This is a genomic window from Dorea longicatena (assembly GCF_025150085.1).
Classification (GTDB): Bacteria; Bacillota; Clostridia; order Lachnospirales; family Lachnospiraceae; genus Dorea_A; species Dorea_A longicatena.
The window spans coordinates 739871-756642 of record NZ_CP102280.1 but is presented as its reverse complement, the minus strand read 5'-3'; the positions used below and the strand labels follow the sequence as shown (position 1 = coordinate 756642).

Genomic DNA, 16772 nt, shown 5'->3' with positions numbered 1-16772 from the left:
ATTGTCTAAATTTTAGTACATTCAAGTACTAATATGCGACTTAATTTTCTAAATATTACGTAAAAACGACTTATATCCTCTGTATGCCTCGTATACATCTGCCTTACTTGTAACTTCCCATGGTGCATGCATACTCAGCACTGCAACTCCGCTGTCGATGACTTCCATACCATAATTTGCCATGATATATGCAATTGTTCCGCCTCCGCCGAGGTCTACTTTTCCAAGTTCCGCGAACTGATAGGATACATCTTCTGCATTCATTGCACGGCGTACTTCTGCCAGATATTCTGCATTAGCATCATTCGAGCCGCTCTTGCCTCTTGCTCCGGTAAATTTATTGAATACCAGCCCTCTTCCGAAGAATGCGGCACTTCTCTTTTCAAATGCTTCTGCATACATCGGATCGTAAGCTGCACTTACATCAGAGGAAAGCATCTTTGAATTCTGAAGTGCACGGCGTACCTTAAGATCTGATTCTCCTTCTGTCAGTGCAACAAGCTCTGCTACCACATTTTCAAAGAAACGGGAATGCATACCGGTTGCTCCCACGCTTCCGATCTCTTCTTTATCTACCAGGATACAGCAGGAAGTACGTTCTACATCTTCTACATCCAGCATTGCAAATAACGAAGTAAATGCACATACTCTGTCATCCTGTCCATAAGCAAGGATCATACTTCTGTCAAGCCCGCAGTCTCTTGCCTTTCCGGCCGGAACGATCTCCAGTTCTGCAGACAGGAAATCTTCTTCTTCCATATTATAATAGTCTGTCAGGATCTTCATAACGTTCGCTTTTACTGCGTCTTTTTCATCCTCATCCAGTCCTTCTTCTTTCTCAAGCGGACGACTTCCGATCAGAAGATCCAGTTTCTCACCTTCGATTACCGTGCTTGCTTTCTTCTCCATCTGTTTTCCGGCCAGGTGAATCAGCAGATCTGTAACTACGAATACCGGATCATCCTCTTTTTCTCCGATATTTACTTTCTGGACAGTCCCGTCTGTCTTAACGATCACTCCATGAAGTGCCAGTGGAAGTGTCACCCACTGATATTTCTTGATTCCGCCATAATAGTGGGTATCCAGATAAGCAAGATCTTCATTTTCATATAACGGATTCTGTTTTACATCAATTCTTGGTGAATCAATGTGTGCTCCGAGAATATTCATACCATTTTCCAGCGGTTCTTTTCCGATCTGGAACATTGCAATACTTTTTCCCATACATACTGCATAGACCTTATCTCCCGCTTTTAAGCTGCCTTTGATATCTTTCAGATTGCGGTAACCCTTCTTCTCAATCTCTTTTACCGTCAGGCGGACGCATTCTCTTTCTGTCTTTCCTTCATCCAGGCATACTTTATATCTGCTGTTGATCTGATCCAGTTCTTTTAACTGATCAGCTGTGTATATCTTCCATGCATTTCTTCTTTCCATGTTGTTTGTCTCTCCTTTCAAATCCACGCTGTGTTTAGTATAGCACAAAAACGAAAATGGTACGCACCACTTTTCATAAATGTTGCATACCATTTTCCTGTTTTTATTTCATTTTAAATTATTTATTCAATCCCATCTCTTCTCTTACTTCGATAAAGCATTTTACGATGAAATCAATATCTTCTTTTGTATGGCTTGCGCATACCTGTGTACGGATTCTTGCTTTTCCCTTTGGTACAACCGGATAAGAGAATGCAACAACATATACCCCTTTTTCCATCATACGTTTTGCAAATTCTGCTGCTGTCTTTTCATCATAAAGCATAACCGGTACACATGGATGTGTTCCAGGGATGATATCGAAACCGTTATCTACCAGTTTCTTTCTATAATATGCAGTCACTTCTTCCAGGTGATCACGAAGTTCTGTGCTTTCCTCCAGCATATCAAACAGCTCAAGGCTCGCTCCCGCGATTGCCGGTGCCAGGGAATTCGAGAACAGGTACGGACGGCTTCTTTGTCTCAGAAGATCGATGATTTCCTTACGTCCGGATGTATATCCGCCGGATGCTCCTCCGAGTGCTTTTCCTAATGTTCCGGTAATGATATCTACACGGCCTTCTACGCCACAGTATTCTGCGGTTCCACGTCCGGTCTTTCCTACAAATCCGACTGCGTGGCTGTCATCCACCATTACCAGTGCATTATATTTATCAGCAAGATCACATACACCCTTTAAGTTACAGATGATTCCATCCATGGAGAATACACCGTCTGTAGCGATCAGCTTGATTCTTGCTCCTGACTCATCCGCTTCTTTTAATTTTGCCTCCAGATCTTCCATATCGTTATTCTTATAACGGAAACGTTTTGCCTTACACAGGCGGACTCCGTCAATAATAGAAGCATGGTTCAGCTCGTCGCTGATAACTGCATCATCCGCTGTCAGGATTGTCTCAAACAAACCGCCATTGGCATCAAAGCAGGAAGAATAAAGGATGGTATCATCTGTTCCCAGGAATCCTGATATCTTCTTCTCCAGTTTCTTATGAATATCCTGTGTACCACAGATGAAACGTACAGACGCAACTCCGTATCCTTTTTCATCATATGTCCTCTTAGCTGCCTCGATCAGTCTCGGGTTATCCCCCAGTCCCAGGTAGTTATTCGCACACATGCAAAGGAGCTCTCTTCCATCTTCCATCTTCACTCTTGCTCCCTGAGGAGATACGAATGGTGCTTCCCCTTTGAAAAGCCCCGCCTCTTTGATTCCTTCTACTTCTTTTGTATAAATGTTTAAAATATCATTCTTACGTGCCATTTTCTTACCTCTCAATTTCTATTTAGTCATTCACATGTGCCCAGTCCAGGATAACTTTTCCTGAATTACCGGAAATCATTGCTTCAAATCCTTTCTGATAATCCTTGATATCAAAATGGTGTGTGATGATATCAGAAATATCCAGTCCTGCCTGCAACATCGTAGACATCTTATACCAGGTATCCCATACCTTACGTCCGTAGATTCCTTTCAGATGTAATCCATTAAAGATCACTGTCTCAAGATCTACTTTCGCATCTGTTCTCTGCAAACCAAGCAATGCGATATGTCCACCGTGTTTCATATTGTGGATCATGTCATCTAATGCCGCCTGTGAACCGGACATCTCAAGTCCGACATCAAATCCTTCTGTCATTCCGATCTGCTTCATGACATCTTTCAAATTTTCTTCTTTTAAGTTAACCGTTCTTGTAGCTCCCAGCTTCGCGGCAAGTTCCAGTCTGTACGGATTCATATCTGTCACCACAACATTTCTGGCTCCTGCAAATTTCACGATTGCTGCCGCCATGCATCCGATCGGGCCTGCTCCTGCGACCAGCACATCTTCTCCCAGTGAATCAAAAGAAAGTGCGGTATGTGTTGCATTTCCGAATGGATCAAAGATTGCATACATCTCTTCCGGTATGTTCGGATTACATGGCCATACATTACTTGACGGAATTACCAGATACTCGGCAAATGCTCCGTTACGGTTAACACCGACCCCTTTTGCATCCTTACAGTTCTCTTTGTGGCCTTCCAGACAGTTTCTACATTTTCCACATGTGATATGTCCTTCTCCCGATACCAGATCTCCAATCTCAAATCCCCGTACGCCTTCCCCTTTTTCTACAATCTCTCCAACGTACTCATGGCCTGCAGTAAGGCCGATCGGAATGGTATGCTGCGCCCAGTCATTCCACTGATAAATGTGTACATCCGTTCCACAGATTGCTGTCTTATGAATCTTGATTTTCACATCATTCGATCCCACTTCCGGGATCGGAACTCTCTTCATCCAGAGACCTTCTTCCGGTTTTTCTTTTACCAGTGCCCACATCAGACCATCATTATTCAATTGCATATTATAACCTCCCAAAACACACCATCTCCCCAGATGGCATTCATACTAACAATGGTTATTATAACACTCTTGACTCTTATAGACAACCTTCAATCGCATATTTTTTGTTTATTTTGACAAATATTTCACATTCTTTTCTTATTTTTCTTGTTATTTTGCACTATTTTTATAGTTGCTTTTCCAAAGTATTTCTTTACTTTCTTAAAGTCTTCCTGTATAATCAAACTATGCTTACGAAAGCAAAATACGAAAGAGAGGGGTGCAGGATTTTCATCCTGCCAAAAGACGCATGAAAAACTTAATTAAAAAGTGGAACAACATCAGCTTGATCAAGCGTATCATCTGTGGACTGATCATCGGCCTGATTCTTGGTCTTGTTGTTCCTCAGGCATCCGTAATCTCAATCCTTGGAACCATGTTCGTCGGAGCCCTTAAAGGCATTGCTCCGCTTCTGGTATTCTTTCTGGTTATGAGCGCGCTCTGCCACATGAAGACTGGTCAGAAGACCAACTTAAAATTTATTATCGTTTTGTATATGGTCGGTAACCTTGTCTCTGCATTTGTTGCAGTTATCGCCTGCCGGTTATTCCCGGTAACACTGACCTTTACAGATTCAGCTTCTTCTACGGATATCACTCCACCGAGCGGAATTGCAGAAGTGCTGACCAACCTTTTAACAAATCTGGTTAAGAATCCGGTTGATTCCCTTGTCAATGCTAATTACATCGGTATTCTTTTCTGGGCAGTTATTTTCGGAATCACATTAAAACATGCAAATCAGGGAACGAAAGATGCATTAGAGAACATCTCAGATGCTACCGCTACTGCAGTTCAGTGGATCATAAGCTGTGCTCCATTCGGTATCATGGGACTGATCTTTTCTACAATCTCTGAGCAGGGACTGGATGCATTACTTTCTTACGGAAAACTAATCCTGGTTCTGGTCGGAAGTATGGCTGTTGTCATCTTCATCATTAATCCGATTATTGTGTTTATTTTCACAAAACAGAATCCTTTCCCGTTGGTATTTACCTGCTTAAAAGGAAGTTTCATCACAGCATTCTTCACCAGAAGTTCTGCTGCCAACATTCCTGTGAACATGGAACTCTGTAAAAAACTTGGACTGGATGAGGATACATATTCTATCTCCATTCCTCTCGGAGCAACGATCAACATGGCTGGTGCTGCTATTACAATCTCCGTTATGGCATTATCTACCGCACATACACTGGGAATCCATGTAGATTTCCTTACATCGATCATTCTCTGTGTACTGGCCGCTTTAAGTGCAGCAGGTGCTTCCGGAGTTGCCGGAGGATCCTTACTTCTGATTCCTATGGCCTGCAGCCTTTTTGGAGTGCCGAATGACGTTGCCATGCAGGCAGTCGGTGTTGGTTTCATCATCGGAGTTATCCAGGATTCCTGTGAGACTGGTCTTAACTCTTCTTCTGATGTACTTTATACAGCAATCGCCGATATCCGTGAGAAGAGACTTCATGATCAGAAATAACGAATCATAACAATGCCAAAAGCCTGAATGAGAAGAATTTCTTTTATAATTTCTTCTCACCCAGGCTTTTCATATTTGTTATTTTCTAATTCATATATCCGGCCTTCTTAAGCTCTTCTTCTGCTTTTGAAAGATTCGCATCGGACACACGGATAATCGGTCCGGTACAACCCATTCCACTTTCCGCGTATATGTTCTGTTTCCACAATACTTTTACTGCATCTTCCAGGTCCATGACCTCAATTCCTGCGATCTGGGATGTTACAACTTCCTTTGGCGGCTCTTTTATATTCTCATCTGATGCCGCCGGCTTAGAGCTCTGTTTTCTTACTTCCAGAATCTCCTTTAGTCCGGCTTTCTCCGCCATCTCAAATTCTTTCTTTGCAATATCAAACACCTTACTTCTTACCAGCTGTGCCGCATACCGGATTGCTCCTGCGATCACCGGTGCACCGGATGCCCTGGACACGATCATAACCAACTGTTCATAATCTTCCCCGATTCCAGGACCATAGCCGTAACCGGATGCTTCAAAACTTCCTCCGGTTGTATAGGAAGACAGCATCTTGACCATAATATTTCCCGTCAGGGAATCACATACCATAATATCCGGTGTCCCCTGCAATACATCATTTCCACGCATGACACATCCGCCATCTGCTCTTGCAGATTCTGCAAACGTAATATCATATCCATTCTTCTTAAGTTCTTTTAATGCAATCTCTGTCTGACGTGCACCGTCGACATTCAGGATTCCTACTGTCGGATGTTCCAGACCACACGCCTTCGCCGTAATCATTCCATAGATCGTATTCTTAATCATTCCCTCAATACGGTCTGCACTGGATGTTCCGGTCGTATTGGCAATAAACATCTCTTTTCCTTTTGCGGGTGTCACTACACGTCCAACCGTTGACACACCGATCGGAAATGGGAAATGCATAGTTACTGCTCCATCTATTTTCTGGGATGCCAGCAGTTCTTCCATCTTCTTATGACCTTCTTCATCATTTGCCACCTTAACAGTAGTAACGCCTTCTGCTTCCAGTGTTCCGATGTAATATACCTCAATTCCATCTTTGGCGGCCATCTTCGCAGCTTCCATTGCATTTTCTTCTCCGTGCTCACTGCCCATACCTGTCAATGCAATCTTTGGCTTCTTTCCGAAGTTTCCTGTCTCTAGTCCTTCTGCCATCTGTAAGAATGTATCTGCAATGATTCTTTCAATCTTGTCTGCCATTTCACGCACCCCCTTTATTCTGCCATCAGGGTTGCTGCAAATTCTTTCATCGCTTTTGCGATCAGTCCCTTTACTTCTTCCTCAGATACACCGGAAGCCGCTTTTTCCTCTGCTGCCATATTACCGTGGATTACAAATGATACGCCGTCAAAAAGGTTCGTCATACGTCCAAGGAACAGACTTCCTTTTCCAATGATCATGGCATTCTTGATCTTACCGCTTAAAATATCTTCCCGTGCAAATCCGATATAAGGCACTCCGGAAGGAATATGTCCCTGTGTCGGTGCCCATCCTGTCAGACCATGTTCTTTTGTGAAGTTCACGAGTTCTTTTCTTTCCAGCTCGCCGCTCTTAACTGCCAGAGCTCCGATCATCTTATAGTTTGCAAGCGGAACGTCTCCTGCACCCGCCGGTTTCGTAATATCCGGATTCTGCATCTCCGGTGAAAATTTATCGATATCCGTAATCTTCATACCGACCCGATCCAGCGGATCTGCTACCAGACTTCCAATTACATTCTGTGGTGCAGATCCGGTTCCTACGCTGTGCCGTCCAAGCATATCAAGGTCAATCTCCGGATTTACTCCGTCATTTTCAGATACAACTACCGCAAATCCCCCCAGACAGTCCTCCAGAATCGGAAGTCCTTTCTTTACATGATCTTTTCCATTCATGCCAAGTTTGGCCGTACATCCTCCTGCTGTGACAACAACCGTCTTATATGCACCGGATTTAACCAGTGCTGCTGCCTCGATCAGCGCATGTGTAGGTGCCGCACAGAACCCTCTCGCATCGGATCCGGTAGCATTTACAAGACCTGCAACTTCTGCCGCTGCCTTCGCAAAGTTACCGCCGCCTCGCTGGTTCATATCTCCACATGCTTCTTCCGCACAGTCGATTACATATTCAACATCCGATTTTTCAATTCCTGCATTTTTCACAGCATACAGAAGGGCAAGTACGCTGGATGCTTTGCTCATAAGATTCTCATGCATAATATGAGAAGATAAATTCACATCAATATCATGTGCCGGTTTTACACATCCGACTAACTGATGTTCAAAATATAATGGTTCTGCATGATCTTCATTGATCAATGCTTCGATCTCTGAAAGCTCTACTCCTTCATGGATTTTTTCAATAATGTCATCAGAGATAATTGGATCTTGGGCAAATACATCTTTATATTTTGCTACAAATGCTTTATCCAGTCTCACTACTTCAAACATATCGCATGCCTGTACCAGAAGCAGGAATTCTTCCTCCGGCATGATCTCACCATATTTTCCGTAACGTTTTGCTCCTTCTTTTTTCTTATCGTAATATGGAAATTCAACTGCAGCAAGTTCATCCGGATGTGCATTACCGATATAAGTCTGATTCGGCCAATAAGAAACCGCCTCTTCATATGACCGGAGGTGTTCCGGCACTGCTTTCAGATATTCGGAATCCGGATTTACAACTCTCTCTGTTGTCTGCGTTGTTCCGTTATATAAAACCATATCTGGTGTATGTACTAATACATAACTTGCCCCTTTAATTACACTGTTCATTGGTTATCCACCTTTCTGTTTACTTCAAAATAAGCACCGTATCTACAGAACCTGCCACCTGCAGCTTCTTACAAATGCATTGTAATTTTGAAAAAAGGACAGTCCCCTGTAGGAACACAACGGACCTGTCCTTTTTATTCGTATGAGAAACTTCGGACTATAACTGATCTCTGATAGCCTGCATCTCTGAAACGATATCATCAACATCTAATACCATTTCCATCATGCCTACCTGCTCATCATAAACCGCTTCGTCAAACTCTGCTTTCATCTCTGGTTCGCATACGTGATATACCGTGAGTCCAAGCTGGACCCCTGTCAATGGACCTGCGAAAGTAGGATCGCCTAAAGTTACAGTCTCAGCTGCAAGACCTGCAGCCTCTCCTTCTGCTGCACCAAGAACTACTACTAAGTTCTCTGCACCATATTCTTCAGCGAATTCTTTTACTCTCTTCTGGTTTTCCAGATCCATTGCGCCTGCGCTCGTTCAGACGAAACATTCCGTAGATGAGAATACGATCTCAGCACCTGCAGTTTTTACACATTCTGCAATGGCTGGTCCCGGAATTCCATCACGATCTCCGATAATTATTGCTTTTTTCCCTTCTAAAATAGCCATAATTATATCTCCTTTCTTTTTATTTTTAACCTTTTACAGGTCATTTCTCTATGATTTAGAAATTACCGTTCTGTCTAGATATATTTCTTAATCATTGCTTCAATTGATTCAGCTGTACAGTCGTCTTTGACCAGCTCTTCTACCTTTTCGCCATCCTTATAGATTGCCATTACAGGAAGTCCTAAAACTTTCTGTGAAATTGCAAGACGGCGCGCTTTTGTTGTATTTAAAGATGTGAATTTTAACTTATCCCCATAAGTCTCTGCAAATTCATGTACCTTTGGCATTAAAGCCTGACAAGGAACACATCCATCTCCATAAAAATCAACAAACACATAACCATCTGCTTTTAATACTTCTTCTTCAAAAGTAGTCTTATCTACATCTATCATGTCTGTTTTCCTCCTTTTATATAATATTCTTAATCCGGTTAAACTCCGGAGTTTCTCCTAAAAGAACATCTCTTTAGAAATAATCTGACATGCTTCTTTCAACCTGGACCGCAGCAATCGCACCATCTGCCGCCGCAGTCACTACCTGGCGGAGACTCTTTACACGTACATCTCCTGCTGCATATACACCCGGAATATTGGTATGCATATCAGCATCCGTCTTAATGTACCCTCTTTCATCCATATCAATGATTCCTTCAAAGATCTTTGTATTCGGAACCGTTCCGATAAATCCGAACAGCCCGAACATTCCGTCTTCCGGATCTGCTTCGACTTTTGTTACTTCTCCGGTCTTAACATTCTTCACATACATTGCCTGAAGGATGTCGTCACCTTCCAGTTCTTCTACGACACTGTCCCACATAAAGAAAAGCTTCGGATTCTTGAATGCTTTTTCTTGAATTGATTTTGCAGCCCGCAGTTCATCTCTTCTGTGAATGATCGTAACTTTTCTTGCGAATTTTGTCAGATACATAGCCTCTTCTACCGCGGAATCCCCACCGCCGACTACATATACTTCAAAATCTTCAAAAAAGTTCGCATCACATGTTGCACAATAAGAAACACCTTTTCCCCTGAACTGTCCTTCTCCTTTGCATCCGATCGGTCTTGCATGTGCGCCCGTTGCAATGATCACATTTTTTCCGCGATATTCATTCTTTTCGCTCTTAAGAACCTTGACCTCTTCTTCAAGTTCTACTTCTTTGATCATATCGGATACCCTTTTTGCCCCGAATTTTTCTGCCTGCTCTGTCATTCTTGCAATCAGGGATGGTCCGGATTCCCCTTCTACAATCTGACCCGGATAATTTTCAATCTCGTCAGTAATTGCGATCTGACCTCCATCCTGACCTTTTTCGATGATCAGAACATTGAGCCGGCTTCTTCCTGCATACAGCCCCGCCGCCAGACCGGCAGGACCTGCACCCAGAATGATAACGTCATAAATCTCACTCATTTTACGTTATATCTCCTTCTATATTCACATGTACTATTCAAAAACTTTCTGTCCGTCAACTTCCGTAGTCAAAGCTTCCAGAGCTTTTTCTACGATTCCACGGCGTAATTTCTTTTCTTCTTCCTGATCCAGTGCCGGATTACCGAGTGGATGTGGAATAGCAATCGCCGGTACGATTCTATTTGCACCAACTGTCATAGAAATCGGAGTAACTGTACAGATATGTACAACAGGAATTCCTGCTCTTTCGATTTCTTTTACCATCGTTGCACCGCAACGAGTACAGGTACCTCAGGTGGAGGTCAGGATAACGGCATCTACTCCGTCAGCCTTTAATTTCTGCGAATACTCTGCTGCAAATGCTTTTGCGGATGCTACAGATGTTCCATTTCCTACAGTTGTATAGAACAGATGATGAAGCGATCCGATCACACCTTCTTTTTCCATATCGCGAAGAACATCTACCGGAAGTACACGATCCGGATCTTCATTCGCATATACCGGATCATATCCGCCATGTGCAGTCTCATATGTCTCTTCTGTAAGATCTGTAACTCCTGTAATATCATACTCTCCATAGTGAGAAGCACTTGAACTTTCTATGTGGTCCGGGTTTCCCTTTGGAACGATACCACCGGAAGTAACCAGGGCAATCTTCGCATGTGCAAGATCCTTCACTGCCGGATTTGGTTCTACTCTGTCAAAATTCGGCATCGGATATTCTGTTACATATGGCTTGTCATTCAATTTCTTGATCAGCATCTTAACCGCACGTTTGGATCCTCTTTCTTTTTCGAAGAAATTCACACGGATACCATTCGGGATATATCCTTCTTCTGCAGATGAACCGATTTTTTCTCCTTTTGCCAGTTTCACTGCCAACGGAGCAAGTTTCTTCACTGCATCCCTCATACCTGCCGCACTGTTCTTTGTTGAGATCATGTAGACATCATTCTTGAACATATCTGCTCCAGGGTTTTCTACATACATACCTGTAACTGCAGGAATTCCAAGTTCCTCCTGAACAGCTGCCGCAATTGTACCGCAAGCCACGCCATAACGACCGGCGTTGAATGCCGGTCCTGCAATAAATACATCCGGTGCCTGCTCTTTTACCATTGCAAGAATATCTGCTTTTGCTTTTTCAAGGTTCTCATTGAAGTAAGAATCTCCGCAAATAACTGTTGCAATAATCTCTGCTTCATCTTTAAAATTCTGTGTCAGTGCCAGACCAGGTCCTACAACTTCCCCAACACGAATTTCTGCAGGATAGTCTGCTTTTTCCTCTCCACCAATCTGTGCAAAGAACTGGTTGATATAATGAACTACTTTTATCTTAGACATATTCTTATCCTCCCTCTTCTATCTTGCACTCAGCTTATTGAAACCTGTCTCATTTGTTGCACCTGTGATGACCTGAAGTTCTACTTCAAGAGATCCATCTTCGCGAAGTGTATCTTCACTTGCTCCGGCGATCTTTGTCACATAATCTAAAGTTCCAATTACTTTATCAAGTTTTGGCAGGATAACAACTTCATTTGCATTACCACCTGTTACAACCGCATCTGCTGCCACATCTGCGTCCGCAAGAGACTGTGATTTTCCATCACGTCCGGCATACTCATCTGTAATAATTACAGTCTTGATGCCTTCTGCTTCGATCTTCTTACAGTTCATAATAAGGTCTGTATCCGGATTACCAAATCCTTCCTGTGATACAATAACGCCATCCAGATCTAACATCTTACACAGTTTTGCTGTCCAGTCAGAAGATCTTTCTTTATCTGCAAGGTATACATTTTCATTTGTAATGATCTGACATACGAAGTTCAGTGTCTTTCCATGTTCTTCAAACAGATCATGAACAACCGGATTATTCTCATGTACATATGTAGGATTCTTATCACATGCAGATACACAGTTACCAGAGACGATTGCTCCGTCCATGATCTCTGTAGGACTTAAGATTGTAGGAAGTGTCTTCTTTGCATCCACTCCGTATACATAAGTGTCATGTAAGAGTCCCTGGCTTTGAAGCATCTGGACATATGCAACTCTCGGAAGATCCGGATACTGTGTGATTCCTTCTTTGATACCGCATGTCTCATATACTTTTGTCTCATCCGGTGTAAGCTCACGCGCTAATTCCCCAATGTAAGCTGCTACCCGGAATCCGGCAAACCGGACTGCTTTTTCATATTCATGCTGCTTGATACCTTCTACAGGTTCACATACCATAACCAGATTCAATGTCTTGGAAAATGGTGTGTAATCAGCTCCCGGTCCTGTCATGTCAATGATACCTTCCTGGAAACCGACGATTCTTCCTGCTGTTACAACAGCCATTCCTTTTAATGCATACGTCTTTCCGGAACCAACGGTATCAACTTTTGAAATAATTCCCGGGAATACCCCGCCTTTTCCCTCAACTTTTACTCTTGGTTCGATCACATCTTTTACCGGTGTGATTCTTACTGATTCTCCTGGTTTCGCAATATCAAAAGTGACTGTTTTGATATGCTCATCTTCCAATGCTACCGCTTTTACAGCTCCTTTATCTACATACAGGATTCCATCTTCAATCTTTGATGTATCCGCAAACTGGATATCCTTAATGTAAATATTACCCATTTCTAATCTCACGATCTTTTCCTCCTCTTTTCATCTTCTTTTATAAAACGCTGCCCGTTTTACAACCTCTTTTATCACTGTCTTCTACCAGACATCCGCAGACGCCAGTCCGCTCTCTAATAAAGTCCAGTCAACCAATTGAAAATCCTTATAAACTTCTTCTTTGTAATACTTACTTTTATCTTGAAATTTCTGACATACCAGAATCGCATTTTCAATCAATCTGACAGATTCCCCATCCACCTTCTCCTTTCTCTCAGATATCAGCACAGATTTGTACGGTGTTTCCTTTGGTTTTACACTTCCTGATAATGGATGTGTCAATAATCTGTGACCTTCGTAAATTCTGTCCCTTACTACCTTCAGAAGTTCTTCATAAGAGAGTTCCAGATAGATTACCTCATGTGTATCATCCAGCCTGGATCGTACAAGCGGATTATTTGTGATCACCATATACTTACTCATTCATGTCCATCCTCTCTTATGTTATTTCAACCAGCCTTAGAAAATAAAAAGGACGTCCCACGCCAGTTACTGCGTTCAAACGTCCTTTTCTGTCTTTCGTCCTGTTAAATCTAATTCCTCTTACAGTACAAGATTCAGAATGTAGTACCTTTCTCCGTCCTTTTGCCTGAAAGTTTCGTCCGGTTTCTCCCCATTTTTTTCGATACCGGTTTGCCTCTTCGGCGGCTGCCCTGGCAGCTCTCTCTTGAGAAATATCATCCCACTCTTCTTTTCAGTTATAGAAAATTTTTATATCATTTATTTCCTTCTTCTATATTACATCATTGTTACTTATATTGCAATACTTTATCTTTTTTTATCTTTTTTTAGTCGTTTTGAACAATTATGCAATCTACTATTTGTATATTTTTTTATTTTTCCTCCATTTTTTCATTTTCACTTATTCATTATTCATAAAGTCTTTTTTCTTTATTTTACTTTTTTATTTTTTAAGAAATTATGATAGTAATCGTCATGCAGTTCTTTCATCTGGCTGCTCAGGAAGAACAATGCAAGAATATTAGGAATTACCATCAATGAATTGAAACAGTCTGCCATATTCCATACCAGATCAACCTGTGCAAGTGAACCTAACAATACACAGAGCGAAACCAGAACCGCATACGGCTTTACTGCATTTTTTCCAAATAAATATTTCACATTGGCCTGTCCAAAGAAATACCAGCCGATAATCGTCGAAAATGCGAAAAAGAACATACAGATTGCAATAAATACATTACCGAATTTTCCGAATACACTCGAAAATGCATACTGGCTGAGTGCTGTACCTGTAAGCCCTGTCGGAATCGACTGTGTTGTAATAATCACCAGTGCCGTCAGATTCAGAATTACAAAGGTATCAATGAATACACCGATCATTGCTACAAATCCCTGCTCTACCGGATGTTCTACTTTCGCTACCGCATGTGCGTGAGGCGTCGATCCCATACCTGCTTCATTCGAGAACAGTCCTCTTGCCACACCTTTTGTGAGTGCAAGCTTTACCGTTGCTCCCACTGCTCCGCCACTGACTGCAGACGGTTTAAAAGCACCTACAACGATAGAATAAAATGCATATGGGATTTCTTTAAAGTTTGCAAAGATTACAATCAGTGATCCGATAATATAAAAACATGCCATGATTGGAACAATCGTCTCTGTAACTTTTGCAATTCTGGAAATTCCTCCGACAAATACAAACAATGCGATAACCGCTATAATGATCCCCACCACTATCTGTGGTATACCAAATGCAGTATGAAATGCTGACGCTATCGAGTTGGACTGTACCGCATTTCCCATAAATCCCAGTGCAAAAATGATCAGAACAGAAAAGACAGCTGCCAGGATTTTTCCAAAAGTACCTTTGAAAGCCGCCTGAATATAATAAACCGGTCCGCCTGTTACATGCCCGTCTTTTCCTACATGCTTATATTTCTGAGCCATAATAGCTTCTCCGAAAATGGTCGCCATTCCAAGAAATGCCGCAATCCACATCCAGAAAATCGCTCCCGGTCCGCCTATTGCCAATGCTGTTGCCGCTCCTGCAATATTCCCCGTTCCTACCTGTGCTGCAATAGCCGTTGCAAGTGCCTGAAATGATGACATACCGTCTTTTCCCGCCGTTCCTTTTTTCGAAAACAGTCCGCCAAACGTTCTTTTCCACCCGGCCTTAAATCCCCGTATCTGGATAAATCCGAGCCGGATCGTAAATATAACACCTCCTCCTAACAGCAGAATGATTAAAATATAATCTGCCAGATAATGCTGAATCAGTAATACGATATTATTCAGTTTATCCAAAGTCTTTCCTCCTTACTTATAGATTTTATGAATAATGAATCAGGTGTTTTCTATAAATATACTCTTTTATTTATTTTAAATCAATATTTTATTTTATATTTTATTTTTTTGTACATTATGCACAAATCATTTTCTACATACCTGCATATATAAAAAAAGACCGTGAAACCGCCATGCACGCACTTTGGCATACATAGCCGATTCCACGGTCTCTTGTTTTATCTCTTATGCTTCAATTTTCTGATTCTTACCACTCGAATTTCTTCTCGAAATAAGCATCCAGATCTTCAATCTTGATTCTTTCCTGTTCCATGGTATCTCTGTCACGGACAGTTACTGCTCCGTCTTCTTCAGAATCGAAATCGTATGTTACACAGAATGGTGTTCCGATCTCATCCTGACGACGGTAACGTTTTCCGATATTTCCACGGTCATCATATTCGCAGTTGTATTTCTTGCTTAACTGTGCAAATACTTTCTCTGCGCCTTCATTCAGCTTCTTAGAAAGCGGAAGCACACCGATCTTAACCGGTGCCAGTGCCGGATGGAAGTGAAGAACTGTACGTGTATCAGGCTTCTCCTCTGTTCCGATCTCTTCTTCATCATAAGCACTGCAAAGGAATGCAAGTACCATACGGTCTGCACCGAGTGACGGCTCGATAACGTATGGGATGTATTTTTCCTTTGTCTCATCATCAAAGTATGTCAGATCCTGTCCGGATACCTTCTGATGCTGTGTTAAGTCGTAATCTGTACGGTCTGCAATTCCCCACAGCTCGCCCCATCCGAATGGGAATAAGAATTCAACATCTGTTGTTGCTTTACTGTAGAAAGAAAGTTCTTCTTTATCGTGATCACGGTAACGTACCTCATCTTCTTTCAGACCTAATGAAGACAGCCAGTTCAGACAGAACTTCTTCCAATAATCAAACCATTCAAGGTCTGTATCCGGTTTGCAGAAGAATTCCAGTTCCATCTGTTCGAACTCTCTGGTACGGAATGTAAAGTTACCAGGTGTGATCTCGTTACGGAATGATTTACCAATCTGTCCGATACCAAATGGCAGTTTCTTTCTGGATGTACGCTGTACATTCTTGAAGTTTACGAAGATTCCCTGTGCAGTCTCCGGACGGAGATATACCGTATTCTTCGCATCCTCTGTTACTCCCTGGAATGTCTTGAACATCAGGTTGAACTGACGGATATCTGTAAAGTCATGCTTTCCACATGTCGGACATGGAATCTGATTCTCATCGATAAAGTTCTTCATCTGCTCCTGTGTCCATGCATCTACCGCACCATCCAGTTCAATGTTATTCTCTGCACAATAATCTTCGATGACTTTATCCGCACGGAAACGTTCGTGACACTGTTTACAATCCATCAGAGGATCACTGAATCCTCCGAGATGTCCACTTGCGATCCATGTCTGTGGGTTCATAAGGATCGCACAGTCCACACCTACATTGAACGGAGATTCCTGAATGAATTTCTTCCACCATGCTTTTTTTACATTGTTTTTCAATTCTACTCCGAGATTACCATAATCCCATGTATTCGCAAGCCCGCCATAGATCTCAGATCCCGGATATACAAATCCTCTTGCTTTCGCCAATGAAACGATCTTATCCATAGTCTTTTCTGCCATTTTTTCATCCTC

The 16772-nt window shown here is 42.2% G+C and carries 14 protein-coding genes and 1 riboswitch; of the genes, 1 reads left to right on the top strand and 13 read right to left on the bottom strand.

The genetic code is table 11. The features are described 5' to 3' along the window. Positions 1-48: 48 nt before the first annotated feature. The 3 genes from NQ508_RS03660 to tdh all read right to left on the bottom strand — a co-directional run bounded on the left by NQ508_RS03660 (position 49) and on the right by tdh (position 3842). Positions 49-1437 (bottom strand): aminopeptidase, encoded by a 1389-nt coding sequence (locus tag NQ508_RS03660; protein ID WP_006426344.1) that lies wholly within the window; start codon positions 1435-1437, stop codon positions 49-51. A gap of 118 nt (positions 1438-1555) precedes the next feature. Then, positions 1556-2758 (bottom strand): glycine C-acetyltransferase, encoded by a 1203-nt coding sequence (locus NQ508_RS03655; protein ID WP_006426345.1) that lies wholly within the window; start codon positions 2756-2758, stop codon positions 1556-1558. Between the two features lie 22 nt (positions 2759-2780). Beyond that, positions 2781-3842, bottom strand: a complete 1062-nt coding sequence (tdh, locus tag NQ508_RS03650) for an L-threonine 3-dehydrogenase (RefSeq protein ID WP_006426346.1) — start codon at positions 3840-3842, stop codon at positions 2781-2783. 289 nt (positions 3843-4131) lie between these two features. On the opposite strand from tdh, the gene sstT reads away from it, so the two are divergent. Further along, complete coding sequence (gene sstT, locus NQ508_RS03645; protein ID WP_006426348.1) at positions 4132-5352, top strand: serine/threonine transporter SstT; 1221 nt, start codon at positions 4132-4134, stop codon at positions 5350-5352. 85 nt (positions 5353-5437) lie between these two features. On the opposite strand, the gene grdD is transcribed toward sstT, so the two are convergent. The 10 genes from grdD to NQ508_RS03595 all read right to left on the bottom strand — a co-directional run bounded on the left by grdD (position 5438) and on the right by NQ508_RS03595 (position 16760). Further along, positions 5438-6592 (bottom strand): glycine/sarcosine/betaine reductase complex component C subunit alpha, encoded by a 1155-nt coding sequence (grdD, locus tag NQ508_RS03640; RefSeq protein WP_006426349.1) that lies wholly within the window; start codon positions 6590-6592, stop codon positions 5438-5440. A 14-nt stretch (positions 6593-6606) separates the two neighbouring features. After that, entirely contained in the window at positions 6607-8145 is a 1539-nt protein-coding gene (gene grdC, locus NQ508_RS03635; RefSeq protein WP_006426350.1) for a glycine/sarcosine/betaine reductase complex component C subunit beta, read from the bottom strand. 157 nt (positions 8146-8302) lie between these two features. Beyond that, positions 8303-8764, bottom strand: coding sequence for a glycine/sarcosine/betaine reductase complex selenoprotein A (grdA, locus tag NQ508_RS03630; protein ID WP_080543115.1), 462 nt, complete (start codon positions 8762-8764; stop codon positions 8303-8305). Positions 8765-8838: 74 nt separating this feature from the next. After that, the gene (gene trxA, locus NQ508_RS03625) at positions 8839-9156 is read right to left on the bottom strand and encodes a thioredoxin TrxA (RefSeq protein WP_006426352.1); all 318 of its coding nucleotides are present in this window, start codon (positions 9154-9156) and stop codon (positions 8839-8841) included. Positions 9157-9229: 73 nt separating this feature from the next. Then, positions 9230-10174, bottom strand: a complete 945-nt coding sequence (gene trxB, locus NQ508_RS03620; RefSeq protein WP_006426353.1) for a thioredoxin-disulfide reductase — start codon at positions 10172-10174, stop codon at positions 9230-9232. 33 nt (positions 10175-10207) lie between these two features. Continuing rightward, on the bottom strand, positions 10208-11518 hold the full coding sequence (gene grdB, locus NQ508_RS03615; RefSeq protein WP_080543116.1) for a glycine reductase complex selenoprotein B: 1311 nt from the start codon (positions 11516-11518) through the stop codon (positions 10208-10210). A gap of 18 nt (positions 11519-11536) precedes the next feature. Next, on the bottom strand, positions 11537-12817 hold the full coding sequence (locus tag NQ508_RS03610) for a glycine/sarcosine/betaine reductase component B subunit (protein WP_022415093.1): 1281 nt from the start codon (positions 12815-12817) through the stop codon (positions 11537-11539). Positions 12818-12889: 72 nt separating this feature from the next. Continuing rightward, entirely contained in the window at positions 12890-13270 is a 381-nt protein-coding gene (locus NQ508_RS03605; RefSeq protein ID WP_006426357.1) for a GrdX family protein, read from the bottom strand. Positions 13271-13414: 144 nt separating this feature from the next. Further along, positions 13415-13527, bottom strand: a riboswitch (glycine riboswitch). Positions 13528-13738: 211 nt separating this feature from the next. Then, the gene (locus tag NQ508_RS03600) at positions 13739-15112 is read right to left on the bottom strand and encodes an alanine/glycine:cation symporter family protein (protein WP_044919436.1); all 1374 of its coding nucleotides are present in this window, start codon (positions 15110-15112) and stop codon (positions 13739-13741) included. A 247-nt stretch (positions 15113-15359) separates the two neighbouring features. Then, on the bottom strand, positions 15360-16760 hold the full coding sequence (locus tag NQ508_RS03595) for a glycine--tRNA ligase (RefSeq protein WP_006426360.1): 1401 nt from the start codon (positions 16758-16760) through the stop codon (positions 15360-15362). Positions 16761-16772 lie beyond the last annotated feature (12 nt).